The organism is Corynebacterium sp. L4757, assembly GCF_043673995.1.
GTDB lineage: Bacteria > Actinomycetota > Actinomycetes > Mycobacteriales > Mycobacteriaceae > Corynebacterium.
In genome coordinates, this window is sequence record NZ_JBIMEN010000006.1 from 125,883 (window position 1) to 140,356 (window position 14,474).

The following is a 14,474-nucleotide window of genomic DNA, read 5'->3' on the forward strand; positions in this document are numbered from 1 at the left end:
CGCCGTCAACACTTGAAAAGAGAAAAGAAGAAAACCTGTGGACAACTATGCTGACACATCACTTAAGTGTCACAGTTGTCCACAGGTAGACCGTGAATCCTGCCAATTCGGCAACGAAACCCTAACGCTCGCGGAAGCGTCCCCCATTTTCACGTTGACCGAGCTGCGCAAGCATCTGGTTGTATTCTTCCATTTCTTTATCGCCATCAACTTCTGCCTTGGCGTCATAGAACTTGGAATCGGAGCGGTCTTCCCGCAGCCAAGTGGTAAATAGCAGAGCAAAGACAATAGCCAATGGGAATTGGCCGAATGCCCACGCAATGCCACCACCGACTTTCTGGTCTTGCAGCAAATCAGGGTCCCATGGCAAGTCCAGGGAGAGGTAGTATTCCAGGCCCAAGATCTCATTGAGCTGCATGAGGTAGACCCCCATAAAGAGGTGAATCGGCATGGAGGCAAACAGGATACCTAGGCGGATGAGTGTCTTGGAACGCTTTGGAATCGGGTCGGGACCAATAACTTCCCAGAAGTAGATGTAGCCAGAAATCAGGAAGGTGAAGTTCATGATGACGTGGCCGGCATGTTCGGAGATCGCGAACTGGTATAGCTCGAAGGAAATGTAGAGAACGTAGAAGAAGAATAGGAACTGCAGCACGTTCACGATTGGATGCGTAATCACACGCAGAATCTTCGACTTGGTCAGCGCCACTGCCCAGTCATGCACGGTGGGCTTGCCAGGACGGCCTGATTCAAAGGCTTCCATGATCAGCGTCAATGGTGCACCCAGAACCCAACACAGTGGAATGACCATGGATAGCACCATGTGGCCGAGCATGTGAATCGAGTAGGTAGCTGGGATAAACATGCCAGCGCCGGAAGACATAAACACGGTCAGTCCGAGGGAGCCGAGCATCCACCACGTGGTGCGCCAGGTGGACCAGGACAGTCCACGCTTGTGTAGCTTCCACAGGGCGTAGGCATACAAGGCGGCCAAAATCAGGCCGATGGTGCCAAACATGACATCAAAACGCCATTGGGTCAGCACATTGCCCCAGGTAAGCGGCTCATTAAGTTCGAATCCCATGACAATCTGCATGGAGTTCAGATTCGGGTCGCGCGGAGGTGGCGGCGGGGTACGGCCCATCGTGATGGCAACACCAGCGGTTGCTGCCATCACGGCTAGTTCCACGATAGCAACGCGAATGAACAACTGAGGTTTCTTGGCCAACTTCGGGATGGTGAGCTGACGGTGAACGAAGCCGAAGAACACTAAGAGCAAGGTCAGCGTGGTCTTAGCCACGATGATCAGGCCATAGCGGGTAGTAAACCAGTCAGAGAATTCAATGCGGATAGAGGCATTGACCAGGCCAGATATAGCCATCACGACAGCAGCAACCAGCGCGAGACTGGAATAGCGACGTACCGCCATCGTCATATCAGGGCCCAAGCGCCGACCATGGGCAATCAATCCCATGATGCCGCCAATCCACAGTGCCATAAACACTAGGTGCCACAGGAAAGAGTTGGTGCCATAATCATGGTCCCCGCCGGAGGCCGAGTGGCCTTCCATACCCAGTGGCACCAGCATGAGGACTGCCAGCACAAATAGCACTGGCTGCATAGCCCACTTGAAACTTAAGAGTCCCAGCACGCCCACGACAGCTGCGATGACAGCGGTAATCACCCAGACCTGCGCGGTGGCTACTTGATCGAGTGCCATGGACATCATTTGCACATTCAGGACTTGGGGCAGCGGGGTGCCGGAAACATCCGACATCACCAGTGGCGCTTCCAGCAGCGCAATCAGGGCAACGCCGAAGGCAGCAAAAGAGCCAGTTCGCTTAGCGATGAACCCATCAACCGTCAGCGTTGCCTCATTCAAACGGGAGTTGTCTTTCTCCGGAATGGCTGGGCTAATGAAAAATGCTGAGGTTAAGAAGGACCCCACGGATAGCGCCATGAGAATCCACGCAATAGCGCGGAAGAAGGGCAAACCAAAGGTGGTGAGACGCCCCGGGTCAGGAATGCCCAGAGCAGCGAGTGAATCTGCCAAGAAGAAGAGAGAAATGAATCCGCCGACCAAGCCTGCGATCAGCGCTGCGCCTAGATAAATAGGCCAGGATGATCGAACATTGGGTTTGGGGTTTTCGGCGGGGTTTGTTGGCGATTGCTGCGCGGTCATCGACATGGCCCTTAGTCTACTGAGCGGCGCGCATGCCTCATAAATGGTGGAGATCGACTCCGTCACACATGCCAGTTCAAGTTTCTTGACCCCATAGGCTAAAATCACTGACTGTTAATCCGACTCAGCACCGCCCGCGGCGCTGAGCGGTATTAATGTCTCGCCTCCATAGCTCAGCGGATTAGAGCAACGGGCTTCTACCCCGTGTGTCGCAGGTTCGAACCCTGCTGGGGGCACGCAGGTCACAGGCGCTTTTAGCTTGCCGACGAGCATCTAGGGAGGATTTCCATGCTCGAGTTACCAATAATGACTGAAGTCATTTATACGGCAGCTAAAGTCTTCGATAATCTCCAAAGCGACCGCCTAGCCGCGCAATCTTTTATTGCCAGCGGCGATACCCGCGGCATCACCAGTCGAGCAGATCTCAAGCTGCTCAAAGATCTCAAAGACGCCGCACAGGTCGTCATTGATTGCCATAACGACAGTGTTGCGCTGAGTCCCGAGATCATTGTTTCTATCAACTCCGCCATGACTCGTTCGGCTGCGCTACAGCCAGGGAAGTTTCGGCAGGATAGCGATAACATTGGTGTCTCCACTCGTTTCGGTGATCACCGTCCAACTGCAGTAACCACAGCAGCTCTTCAATGGTTCATCGATGATGCATCCCACCTCCCCGCTAAGAAGGCAGCTGCCACGCTTTTTGTTTCTCTCGCGAAAGCTCAGCCTTTTGGGGACGGCAATAAACGCACAGCGCTTTTAGCAGCGAATCTCTTACTTCTGCCTCATAATCACGTTCTCACTGTTCCTTTTAGTGAAACCGACCCTGAGGTTTCAAACAAGTTCAGTGAGCTGCTCGCGCGTGCCTATATTTACGATGAGGTCAAGGAATGTGTCGAGTACATGACCAGCCGGGGCGTTATTTCTTTCTAGTCGAATCGTCTTTGCTTTAAATCACTCTGCGGCACAAGGGAGTATTGGGTTCTGTAGTTCGATAGGTCCGTCGCTTCCTACCCCTACTATGACGTAGCGAGCAGGTTTCGTAGATAATGTCTCTATGACTGCGTTTGGTGAAGTACTGGAACAACTCCGCGAAAATCAGCCTCAGGGCAAGTACGGCATCGCCTTTGAGAAGTTGATGGTGAATTTCTTCCGTACGGCTCCGGCTCTTGCGAGCCAGTTTGATGAGGTCTATCGCTGGGGTGACTGGCGCTATAACGGCGGCAAAGCAGATACCGGAATCGACTTGGTGGCACACCGCATTGATGACGATAGCTGGGTAGCTATCCAAGCGAAGTTCTATAAAGAAACCACCAGTATTCAAAAGAGCCACATTGACTCGTTCTTTGAGGCCAGTGGGCATTCTTTCGAAACCGAAAAGGGTAAAGAGCACTTCTCACATCGCTACATCATTTCCACCACGGATAAGTGGTCCAAGAATGCTGAAGAAGCACTCGAAAACCAAATGATTGAGACCAGCCGCATCGGTATGGCTGATATCGCTACAGCTCCAGTCAATTGGGATGTCGCGTTCCCGGGATCTGAGATCCAGATCAACCTGTCCAGGAAACAAGCTTTCGCTCCGCGTAAGCACCAGGTCGAAGCAATCGACAAGGTAATGACCGGATTTGAGAACAATGACCGCGGCAAGCTGATCATGGCTTGTGGCACCGGCAAGACGTTTACCTCGCTGCGCTTGGCTGAGGAATACGCGAAGAACAACGGAAATAAAGCTCGTGTTTTATTCCTTGTTCCGTCTATTGCGCTTCTTTCGCAGACGCTTCGTGAATGGACTGCTCAAGCCACGATGGACCTGCGCTGCTTCGCGGTGTGTTCTGATACGAAAGTCGGTCGTGCGGCCGAAGATATCGCTCCCCATGACTTGGAAGTTCCAGTCTCCACTAATGGGGAGATGGTGGCTCAGACTTTTGCCAGCGGCAAACGCGCGCAAGGTCTGCATGTGGTCTTTTCCACCTATCAGTCCCTTCCAGCTGTGTATGAGGCACAGGAGCAGGGACTTGAGGACTTCGACCTCATTATCTGCGATGAGGCTCACCGCACGACGGGTGTGACCCTCGCGGGCGAAGACGCCTCGAACTTTGTTCGCGTTCATGATGAGGATTACATCAAGGCGGATAAGCGCCTGTATATGACGGCTACTCCTCGCCTTTTCGATGATTCTATTAAGGGCAAAGCAGAAGAGCATTCTGCTGAGCTTGCCTCCATGGATGATGAGGCTATCTATGGTCCTGAATTCCACCGCCTGGGATTCGGCGAGGCTGTTGAAAAAGGACTGCTGACGGATTACAAGGTCCTCGTCATGACCGTTGATGAAGATGTTGCTGCGGAAGCTCTGGCATCATTCCCAAGTCCTGACATCAATCTGACCACTGCCTCGGCAATGATTGGCGCATGGAACGCACTGGCCAAGAGATCAGGAAAGTTACAGGGTGAAAAGGACGGCTTTGAAATTGATGCCGCTCCTATGCAGCGCACCGTGGCATTCGCCAAGGACATTAAAGCTTCGAAGCAGATTGCTGAATCTTTCCCGTCTCTCATTGAGACTCACAAAGCACAATTGATGGAGCACCAGGCACTGTCCGGTACTGATGAGCAGAACCTGGATCTTGAGGTTGCCGCGGACCACGTCGACGGTTCGATGAATGCGTTGCAGCGTTCCTCCCGTATTTCATGGCTCGAGGCCGATATGCCATCGAATGAGTCTCGAGTACTCAGCAATGCTCGCTGTCTGTCTGAGGGGGTCGATGTTCCGGGCTTGGACTCTGTTATCTTCTTCAACCCACGCAATTCCATGGTGGATGTGGTTCAGTCCGTTGGTCGTGTCATGCGCAAGGCAGAGGGCAAGGACTACGGCTACATCATTCTCCCGGTCGCGGTTGCGCCTGGGGTGAGTCCTTCGCAGGCCTTAAATGACAACACCCGCTTCAAAGTGGTCTGGCAGATTCTCAACGCGCTTCGCGCACACGATGATCGTTTCAATGCGAAGGTGAACTCCATTGCGCTGAATGAAGGAACCATGGATGACCTACCAATCCAGGTAGAGCCAGTCGAGGATCCAAAGAAGAAGCTTAATGCCGATGATGCCCGCAAGGCAGATGCCGCTTACGACGAGGGCTCCCTAGCGCAGCAGGTTGCGCTGTTTTCTTTAGAACAGTGGCAGGAAGCTATGTACACCAAGCTGGTGGATAAGGTCGGTACTCGTACGTATTGGGAAGACTGGGCGGATGATGTCGCAACGATTGCACAGTCGCAGATCACCCGCATCAAGGTTCTCGTCGATGGCGCTAATCCGAAACTCCGAAAGGAATTCGACCGCTTCGTAGAAGGCTTGCGCGGCAATCTCAACGACTCGATTACTGATGATGAAGCCATCAGCATGTTGTCGCAGCACCTGATCACAGCACCAGTCTTTGACGCACTCTTTACTGAGCATGACTTCTCTGCTCATAACCCGGTTGCCCAAGTCATGCAGCGTATGGCCGACGTTTTGCAAGAAGCAAACCTCGAGACCGAGACCGATTCACTAGAAAAATTCTACGATTCTGTTCATGTCCGTGCTTCGGAAGTCTCTTCGGCCTCCGGTAAGCAACAAGTCATTAAAGAACTCTACGAGCGCTTCTTCCAAAAGGCTTTTAAGAAGCAAGCTGAATCCCTGGGCATTGTCTACACCCCAGTAGAAATCGTGGACTTCATTCTGCATGCCGCAGATGACGTATCAAAGATGCACTTTGGCAAGGGGCTTACCGATGAAGGCGTGTGCATCCTCGATCCCTTCGCCGGCACGTCAACATTCATGGTCCGACTCCTACAGTCAGGACTCATCAAACCGGAAGATATGGCGCGCAAGTACGCAAATGAACTCTTCGCCACCGAGATCATGCTACTCGCTTATTACGTCTCAACCGTCAATATTGAGACGACATACAACGCCCTTCGAGCCGAAGCTGCACTTCGCAATGGCGAACCAGAGCCCGACTACGTGCCTTTCGATGGCATCGCCCTCGCCGATACCTTCCAAATCCACGAGGAAGGCGACATCCTCGACATGGATGTTTTCAAGAACAACAACCAGCGCATTGAACGTCAGAAGGCCGCGCCGATTAACGTCGTAATCGGAAATCCTCCTTACTCAGCAGGTCAGCGCTCGGCGAATGACAACAATGCGAATCTAAAATATCCAACATTAGATAAGAGAATCGCGGAAACTTACGCAGCAAAGTCAACGGCACAGCTGAAAAACTCTCTCTATGATTCTTATTTGCGAGCCTTCCGCTGGGCGACTGACCGGATTGGCACCCAGGGAGTAGTCGCGTTCGTCTCTAATGGTGGCTGGATAGACGGCAACACTGGCGATGGAATTCGTCTTTCGCTAGCAGAGGACTTTACGGATATTTATGTCTTTAATCTGAGAGGAAACCAGCGCACAGCCGGCGAGCTTTCGCGAAAAGAAGGCGGTAAAGTCTTCGGCTCTGGCTCTCGAAGCACCATCGCAGTCACCATTGGTATTAAGGACCCTTCCAGAAAGGGCTTTCAAATCAACTACAAAGACATAGGTGACTATTTAACTGCCGAAGAGAAACTAGAGATTGTAAATTCTTACTCTTCTCCAATCGATGTGATCGACTGGGAGCAGATAAATCCGAACAAATATGGAGATTGGATCAACCAACGAAGTGCGGATTTCTCTACTTTCCCTGTAATCGCTGCGAAATCAGCGAATGCAACCATCAAATTCTTTGAATCGTTTTCCTCTGGTCTCGCAACTTCAAAAGACAACTGGGTTTATAACAGCAATCGCAATCAACTTCTGGCTAATGTCGGTCAGCTTATCCGCACTTATTCTTTAGCCTCGAATGCATTTCTGCAAGACAAGTCTTACGCTAGCTTCACTGATTGGCTGACAGAGAACAGCGAGTTTTTGGATCCAGCGAGCATTAAATGGTCAGATATTCTGTACCGCAAGGCAGAAAAAGGCGAAAAATTAGAATTAGATAGTGAGTACGTGACCCAGGGACTCTACCGACCGTTTTTCCCACAGAATCTCTATTATTCTCCACAGTTGATGCACCGTAGGTACCAACTGCCTACGATTTTCCCCACAGCTATACACACCAATATAGGCTTCTACATTGTTAACCCGGGTGCATCCAAACCATTTTCGGCCATGGGCACTGAAACCATTCCCGACTTGGCTTTCTGGGGTTCGAATGGCGGTCAGTACTTCCCCCGATTCACATGGGAACCCCTCGAAGCTGACGACGGCGGGCTCTTCGCTGATGGAAACTCAAACTCGTCGAAGCAAGAATCATCGATTTACGGTGAGGTCGGCGAAGAAGTCTACGGCTACCGCCGCGTTGACAACATCACGGATGAAATTAAGAAACTGTATCGTGATTCTCTAGGTTCCGATATTTCTGGTGATGACATCTTCCACTTCGTGTATGGCAAGCTGCATGATCCGGAGTATCGCACAAAGTATGCGGCAGATTTGAAGAAAATGTTGCCTCATATTGAGACCCCGGCGACGCGTGACGAGTTCGATAAGTTCGTGGTTGCTGGTAAGCAGCTTATGGATCTGCACATCAATTATGAAGATGCGGAGCCATGGCCGGTGACGTTCAACGTCAAAAGCGATGAGAATGACCGCGAGACGTGGCGCGTGGTAAAGCTTGCCTGGGCGAAGAAGAAAGACCCAGAGACCGAGAGGAACGTCAATGATGTTACGACGCTGAAGTACAACAAGTATGTCACTATCACTGACATTCCAGAAGAAGCTGATGAGTACATGTTGGGGTCACGCTCAGCGCTGGCGTGGATTATTAACCGGTACCAGGTGAAGAAAGACAAAGCCTCTGGAATCGTCAATGATCCCAATGACTGGGCCGATGAGGTCGGCAATCCGCGCTATATTGCAGATTTGATTGGCAAGGTCACACGAGTAGCTATGGAGACCAACCGGATCGTTAAATCTTTGCAATCCTAGGCCGGATAGTAGGCGCAGCCCGCAGCTATTGTCATCGCAGGAGTCTGGTCACCGAGACGAGAAAAGACCACCAGATTCCCGTCATCACCGCGGCTTATCGTGCCGGGGACTCCTGCAATCGCCGCTGCATTGCGGGTGACAAATGCGCTTGCTTCTTCAATTGATGATTCGTGGGCAACCCGGCGCGCGAATTGCTCCGCAAGCGTGCTCGTACCACCAGCAATCGCGCCGCCATCTGTCAACCGTGCAACACCGTCGCTGACGGTGACATCCAGTGCACCTAAAACATAAGAACCATCTGCTTTGCCGGCTGCTGCCATCGCATCAGTAATAGCAAAAGCCCTATCTGGTGCAATGTTATAAACCATGTCGACGGTGCCATCATCTAGATGCACGCCGTCGCCAATAACTTCTAGTCCCGCTTCACCGCGCGCGCCTGCGCTCAGTAGTGCGGCGACGGCACCGGGATCCCGGTGGTGAATCTGCGGCATGGCATTAAAAAGGTGCGTCGCTGTCACCGTCGCGCCCACGGCCCTACCGCGCGCAATTGCTTCGGCCATCGTGGTGAAATCGGCATCGGTATGTCCCAGTGAGGCAACGATGTTGTGCCTGGCGCACAGTTCAAAAAGTGCATCCGCATTCGGGGTCTCCGGAGCGAAGGTAATCGCTTTTAAAAATCCGCGGCCCGCGGCAATGACATCAGTAAAGAGCTGCGGATCCCCGTCAATAATATGGGCCGGGTTCTGCGCCCCGCACCGGCACGCGGAAATGAAAGGCCCTTCCATATGAATACCTGCTATCAACCCCTGCTCAGCTAATCCGGCTAGCAGCTTAGTCTGCGCGATAAGCTCAGCGCCTGGGGCTGAGACCAGCGAGGCCCACAACGTCGTGGTGCCGCGCTGGCGGTGATACAGCGCAGCCTCGATACATTCTTCAACGGTTCCGTTGGGAAAACCACCACCGGCACCGCCGTGGTTATGCAGATCCACAAATCCCGGCACGATCAGCGGTTCGCTCGTCGTCGTCAGGTCGCGGTCTTCAACATCCCCGGTGTCCGTGATGTCATTAATATTGCTGATGTTAGTGACAACACCAGCGTCCAAGCGCAGCGTGGCCCTTCGTGGCGGCTGGAGGCCATCGTAAAGCAAGCCAGCTATCTCGCCGCTAAAAGGCGCCATGTCGGCCAGGGGTGCAGGTTGTGCGGGCATAGCCAACTCCTCAAAGCGCTGCTGGTAATGCGCCTCAGTCTAGCAAGGCGCACACCACCCACGGGGAGATTTTTAGGAGCTAACGTGAGCCTTTTCTAGCGATGGATAGTCGATGTAGCCCTTTGGTCCACCAGCGTAGAAGGTAGCCATGTCTGGCTCATTGAGTTCCGAACCGCTCTTCCAGCGCTCCACTAGGTCTGGGTTGGCAATGAGCATGCGGCCAACCACAGCGGCATCGGCGCCTAGTTCGTCGACAATCTTTTGTGCTTCATCCAGCTGGGTCACCACTGCAAAACCAGTGTTGAGCAGTAAAGGCCAGCCGTGGGTGTGCTGGATCTGTTGACGCAGTTCAGTTGCAACCGGGCTTTGTGGGTCATTTACGAGTACGGAGACATACGCGAGTTTCAGGTCTGAGATCTGCTCAAAGAGCGCCTGGTAGGTCGCGATGGTTTCGTCCTCATCAACTTCCGCAATGCCCTGAATATTGTGCTGTGGGGAAATACGCACCGCAGTGCGGTCGGCACCAATTTCCTCGGCCACTGCGCGGATAATCTCCGCGGTGAGTCGCGCACGGTTAGCGGGGCTTCCGCCATATTCATCCTCGCGCACATTGGAGTTTGGGGCCATAAACTCATGGAGCAAGTAGCCGTTTGCACCGTGGACTTCGATGCCATCTAGGCCGGCATCGATAGCCCGGCGCGCGCTGAGTCGAAACTCCTCGATGACCTGAGCGATCTCCTCCGTGGTCAGCGCCTCAGGAACCACGCCTTCGGTCTTTCCGCCAAAGCCACGAACTTCCCCACCGGTAGCAAGAGCACTAGGTGCTTTTACCGGCGCATCGCGCAAAAGGTCAGGGTGCGAGGTACGACCACCATGCATTACCTGAGCAAAGATGACGCCATCACGCTCATGCACGGCCTCAGCCACAGGCTTCCAGGCTTCCGTGTGCTCATCGGTAGCAAGACCTGCCTGGCCGGGGAAGGAACGGCAGCTATACGCCGGGAATACTCCCTCAGTCACGACAAGGCCAGCGGAAGCCCGCTGGGAATAGTATTCCTTGTGCAATTCGGTAGGGGTGCCGTCTTCGCCTGCACGTTGGCGGGTCAAAGGCGCCATGGTTACGCGGTTGTCGAGGGTGTATCGGCCGATTTGTACCGAATCAAAAAGCTTTGTCACTGTCTCCCTTTCGATGAGTGTTTGTCCAAGCGGTACAACTTCACGCCAAGACAATTAATTCCATGGGAAACTATTTCTCAAGGTCGATATGCCTTCAAGGCGGTTGAGCTACTCGGGTAGACCACGGGTGCAGTAGATTTGAGGGCTAGAACAAGTACTGAAACAAGCACTGAATATTTTTGCCTGAAGTGAAAGGATTTCCACACACCATGGCACTTCCCTCCCCCGCTCAAGATTCCTACGCGCTCATCACGGGTGCTAGCCAGGGAATCGGTGAAGCTATGGCACGCGATCTTGCCAAGCTGGGCCACAATGTCATTCTCGTTGCCCGCAGGCAAGAGGTTTTGCAGTCGCTTGCCGATGAACTCGTGGGCAACCACGGCATCGACGCCCTCAGCTGGCCAGCGGATCTGTCCAAGAAGGAAGATGTGGATGAGGTCATTTCTAAGATGGCTGAAACCAAGATTCACATCATTATTAACTCCGCGGGCATCGCCAGCTTCGGCAAATTCATGGACCAGGACTGGGAGTATGAAACCAACCAGTTCCAGCTCAACGCCACGGCCGTGCACCGTCTCACCCGCGCTGCATTGGACCAGATGCTGCCGCGACGCTCCGGCGCTATTTGTAACGTTGGCTCCGCCGCCGGCAACGTCCCAATTCCTTATAACGCCACCTATGTCTTCACTAAGGCCGGCGTCAACGCATTTACCGAAGCCCTGCACTACGAACTTAAAAAGACCGGCGTCACCTGCACCCTGCTAGCACCCGGCCCCGTGCGCGCCGCAGTCATCCCCGAATCCGAGCAGTCCATCGTGGACAAAGTCGTTCCCGACTTCCTTTGGACCACCTACGAATCCTGCTCTGAAGAAACCCTCAACGCCATGGCCAAGAACCAACGCCGAGTCGTGCCAGGCCCACTCTCCAAAGCCATGAACACGATTTCCCAAATCCTGCCCACCCCAGTCACCGCACCACTGATTGGGAAGTTCTATTCCAAGATGGGGTGAAAAGCTTCGCACGCTCGCTTTTCACGGGGGACGAGCGTCGAGTTTTCACTAGGATTTGGCGTCCAATTTTCACCAGAATGTGAAGGCACGCAGAAGGCTCGTTATGAATCAGCGTTCATAACGAGCCTTCTGGTTTCAACGGGTTTACTAGCCACCCGTCTTACTAGCTACTCGTTAACTGGAGCGGTGGTTGGGTTTGCTGGAGCATTGCCGTACAGCTCTGGCTTTTGCAGCTTGCGCTGCTCCCAGAAAGTCGCCCCTTTGATACCAAGAGCCTCTGGATCGAACTGTGGTTCCTTGCCAGCCTTCTTTTGCTCGTAGTAGTCCTTCATAGCCTTGAGAGCTGGGACCTGGAGGAACAGAATACCGATGATGTTAAGCCATGCGGTCGCACCCACGCCGATGTCGCCCAGTGCCCAAGCAGCACCAGAAGCAGAGGTTGCGCCAACAATAACGGAGATGATAACGAGAACACGCAGTACCCAGATGATGCCGCGACGGACATTAGAATTTGGAATCCAACGGTTGAAGTAGGCCAGGTTGGTCTCAGCCATGTAGTAGTACGCCAGCACAGTGGTAAAGGCGAAGAACATAATTGCTAGAGCCACGAAACTAGGACCGAAACCAGAGAAGTGAGCATCCATACCTTCTTGCACGAATCCAGGTCCTACCGCAATGTCAGAAGGCAGCATTTGACCTTCGTAGCGGATAGCACCATCTTCACTTTCGCCCTCGAACACGCGGTACATATCAGTAGAAATGATGATGAATGCAGTGGCGGAACATACGAACAAGGTGTCAACGTAGACAGCGAATGCCTGAACAAAGCCCTGCTTTGCCGGGTGCGAAACTTCTGCTGCGGCAGCGTGCTGCGGACCAGTACCCTGACCAGCTTCATTGGAGTAGATACCGCGGCGAACACCCCACATGATGGCGACGCCCAGCATGCCTCCAAATCCAGCGTTAAGGTTGAATGCCGAGGTGAAAATCAGGCTGAATACTTCAGGAATGTCCTGGTAATTAATGAACAGGATGACAAACGCAATAATGATGTAGATGACTGCCATGAATGGAACCACCATGGAAGCAAACGATGCAATACGCTTCACACCGCCGACAACAATAACCGCGAGGACGATTGCCAAAATTACACCGGTGACGGTGGTACTGATGCCCCAAGCATTTTCAACAGCAGAAGAAACTCCATTAGCCTGAATGCCTGGGAGGAAGTATGCAGTCGCCAAAATCATCGCGACTGCGAAGACAATGCCGTAAATCAGCATAAATGGAGCAGCCTTGGTGTGGGCGTACGCCTTTTCAATGTAGTAAGCCGGACCACCGCGATACTCACCAGTATCCTTGTCCTGCTCTTTATAGATTTGAGCAAGAGTACATTCGATAAATGACGTTGCGGAGCCGAGCAATGCCACGGTCCACATCCAAAAAACCGCGCCTGGGCCACCAAAAGCAATAGCGGTTGCAACACCGGCGATGTTTCCAACACCAACGCGTCCCGCCAATGACATCATGAGGGACTCAAAAGATGAGACACCATTTTCAGACCTTTCGCCCCGCACAAGTTGCCTAAGCATGTCTGGGATTCCACGGATCTGGATGAATTTAGTAACAATGGTGAAGTAGACGCCGGCCGCCAAGCACAGGAAAACCAACGCTGGTGACCAGATAACTCCGTTTAGCCAATCGAGTAAGGCTGCCATGAGGGCTCCTTTTGTTTGAGATTATTCGCACACACCCAACGCGAAGGTTCGTGTCAGATGAGGAAAATTGTGCCCTATTTACGTTGTGAAAGTGAACTGAATCACTCAATTTATTTCCAAACATTCGAGCTCACCATTTCGGTTGCTCTATAGAAATAGTAGCAACCTGCGGAATCGTCGCCAATGGTTACATTTATATACTTTCCCGGTACCCTAATTTGGGGGCTAAAAAATCGCATCAATAGCAAGGGCTAAGATGATGGGCATGTCTTCTACGCACACTCCCGCGAAACATGACCGCCTAGTATGGATTGACCTGGAAATGACTGGCCTCGAGCCAAAGCGGCATGTCATCGTAGAAATCTCCGCCATCATCACGGACGCAGATCTCAACATCATCGGCGAAGGGCTCGACATTGTCGTTCATGCCACTGAAGAAGAGCTCGCAGAAATGGATGACTTTGTTACCAACATGCACAATTCCTCTGGCCTAACAGAGGAAATCAAAGCCTCGTCCACAACACTGGCGGAGGCTGAAACCGCGGTTCTGGAACTCATCGAAAAGTACTGCGACCCTGAACACCCAGCTCCGCTGGCCGGCAATTCCATCGCCACTGACCGCGCTTTTATCCGTGAATACATGCCGCGCCTTGACGCAGCTCTGCACTATCGCATGATTGACGTCTCCACCATCAAGGAACTTGCACGCCGCTGGCACCCACGCGCATACTTCAACCAACCCGAGAAGGGCATGGCCCACCGCGCACTCGCCGACATCGTGGAGTCCATTCGCGAATTGGACTACTACCGTCGCTCGGTCTTCCGTTCAGACGAGGGCCCAACATCCACGGAAGCAACCGAAGCAGCCAAGGAATCAAACGCTTCCTACCAGGCGTTTTTGTAAATTCGGATAAGTGGGTTAATCTTTAATACGCTGCTTTAGAGCGGCAATGGTGGCTGTAGTTCAGCTGGTAGAGCACCAGGTTGTGATCCTGGGTGTCGCGGGTTCGAGCCCCGTCAGCCACCCCTAAAAAGTACCCTTACCTGCACAAACAGGTAAGGGTACTTTTTATGTCTGAGCCCATTCAGCTTTAAACTACGCTTAAGCGTTCGGATTCATGCCAAGTAGCACAACTACGTCGACGGCACGGATGACTACCACTCCTCGAAGGGGGGCTC

At 52.8% G+C, this 14,474-nt stretch carries 8 protein-coding genes and 2 tRNA genes; 6 read left to right on the forward strand and 4 right to left on the reverse strand.

The genetic code is table 11. The features are described from left to right. Positions 1 to 121: 121 nt before the first annotated feature. The gene (locus tag ACG98I_RS08905; protein WP_394720130.1) at positions 122 to 2,188 is read right to left on the reverse strand and encodes a cytochrome c oxidase assembly protein; all 2,067 of its coding nucleotides are present in this window, start codon (positions 2,186 to 2,188) and stop codon (positions 122 to 124) included. Positions 2,189 to 2,344: 156 nt separating this feature from the next. Between ACG98I_RS08905 and ACG98I_RS08910 the strand changes: the two genes are divergently transcribed. The 3 genes from ACG98I_RS08910 to ACG98I_RS08920 all read left to right on the forward strand — a co-directional run bounded on the left by ACG98I_RS08910 (position 2,345) and on the right by ACG98I_RS08920 (position 8,183). Continuing rightward, positions 2,345 to 2,418, forward strand: a tRNA-Arg gene (locus ACG98I_RS08910). Positions 2,419 to 2,488: 70 nt separating this feature from the next. Next, the gene (locus ACG98I_RS08915; RefSeq protein ID WP_394720132.1) at positions 2,489 to 3,112 is read left to right on the forward strand and encodes a Fic family protein; all 624 of its coding nucleotides are present in this window, start codon (positions 2,489 to 2,491) and stop codon (positions 3,110 to 3,112) included. 124 nt (positions 3,113 to 3,236) lie between these two features. Continuing rightward, positions 3,237 to 8,183: a DEAD/DEAH box helicase gene (locus tag ACG98I_RS08920; protein WP_394720134.1), complete on the forward strand. Its 4,947-nt coding sequence runs from the start codon at positions 3,237 to 3,239 to the stop codon at positions 8,181 to 8,183. On the opposite strand, the gene ACG98I_RS08925 is transcribed toward ACG98I_RS08920, so the two are convergent. Both ACG98I_RS08925 and ACG98I_RS08930 read right to left on the reverse strand, forming a co-directional pair. Then, positions 8,180 to 9,391 (reverse strand): N-acetylglucosamine-6-phosphate deacetylase, encoded by a 1,212-nt coding sequence (locus tag ACG98I_RS08925; RefSeq protein ID WP_394720136.1) that lies wholly within the window; start codon positions 9,389 to 9,391, stop codon positions 8,180 to 8,182. The two genes, ACG98I_RS08920 and ACG98I_RS08925, sit on opposite strands and share 4 nt — an antisense overlap. A 72-nt stretch (positions 9,392 to 9,463) precedes the next feature. Next, entirely contained in the window at positions 9,464 to 10,567 is a 1,104-nt protein-coding gene (locus ACG98I_RS08930; RefSeq protein ID WP_394720138.1) for an alkene reductase, read from the reverse strand. A gap of 209 nt (positions 10,568 to 10,776) precedes the next feature. Between ACG98I_RS08930 and cmrA the strand changes: the two genes are divergently transcribed. After that, positions 10,777 to 11,577, forward strand: coding sequence for a mycolate reductase (gene cmrA / locus ACG98I_RS08935; RefSeq protein WP_394720140.1), 801 nt, complete (start codon positions 10,777 to 10,779; stop codon positions 11,575 to 11,577). 167 nt (positions 11,578 to 11,744) lie between these two features. Here cmrA and ACG98I_RS08940 read toward each other — a convergent pair whose 3' ends face one another. Beyond that, the gene (locus tag ACG98I_RS08940) at positions 11,745 to 13,295 is read right to left on the reverse strand and encodes an alanine/glycine:cation symporter family protein (protein ID WP_394720142.1); all 1,551 of its coding nucleotides are present in this window, start codon (positions 13,293 to 13,295) and stop codon (positions 11,745 to 11,747) included. A gap of 256 nt (positions 13,296 to 13,551) precedes the next feature. Here ACG98I_RS08940 and orn point away from each other — a divergent pair, with 256 nt between their 5' ends. Then, positions 13,552 to 14,199: an oligoribonuclease gene (orn, locus tag ACG98I_RS08945; protein WP_394720143.1), complete on the forward strand. Its 648-nt coding sequence runs from the start codon at positions 13,552 to 13,554 to the stop codon at positions 14,197 to 14,199. A 49-nt stretch (positions 14,200 to 14,248) separates the two neighbouring features. Further along, a tRNA-His gene (locus ACG98I_RS08950) sits at positions 14,249 to 14,321 on the forward strand. The last annotated feature ends 153 nt before the right edge of the window (positions 14,322 to 14,474 follow it).

Coding starts and splice junctions, on each gene's coding strand:
- ACG98I_RS08905 (WP_394720130.1), bottom strand. CDS start 2,188: ATGTCGATGACCGCGCAGCAATCGCCAACAAACCCCGCCGAAAACCCC.
- ACG98I_RS08915 (WP_394720132.1), top strand. CDS start 2,489: ATGACTGAAGTCATTTATACGGCAGCTAAAGTCTTCGATAATCTCCAA.
- ACG98I_RS08920 (WP_394720134.1), top strand. CDS start 3,237: ATGACTGCGTTTGGTGAAGTACTGGAACAACTCCGCGAAAATCAGCCT.
- ACG98I_RS08925 (WP_394720136.1), bottom strand. CDS start 9,391: ATGCCCGCACAACCTGCACCCCTGGCCGACATGGCGCCTTTTAGCGGC.
- cmrA (WP_394720140.1), top strand. CDS start 10,777: ATGGCACTTCCCTCCCCCGCTCAAGATTCCTACGCGCTCATCACGGGT.
- ACG98I_RS08940 (WP_394720142.1), bottom strand. CDS start 13,295: ATGGCAGCCTTACTCGATTGGCTAAACGGAGTTATCTGGTCACCAGCG.
- orn (WP_394720143.1), top strand. CDS start 13,552: ATGATGGGCATGTCTTCTACGCACACTCCCGCGAAACATGACCGCCTA.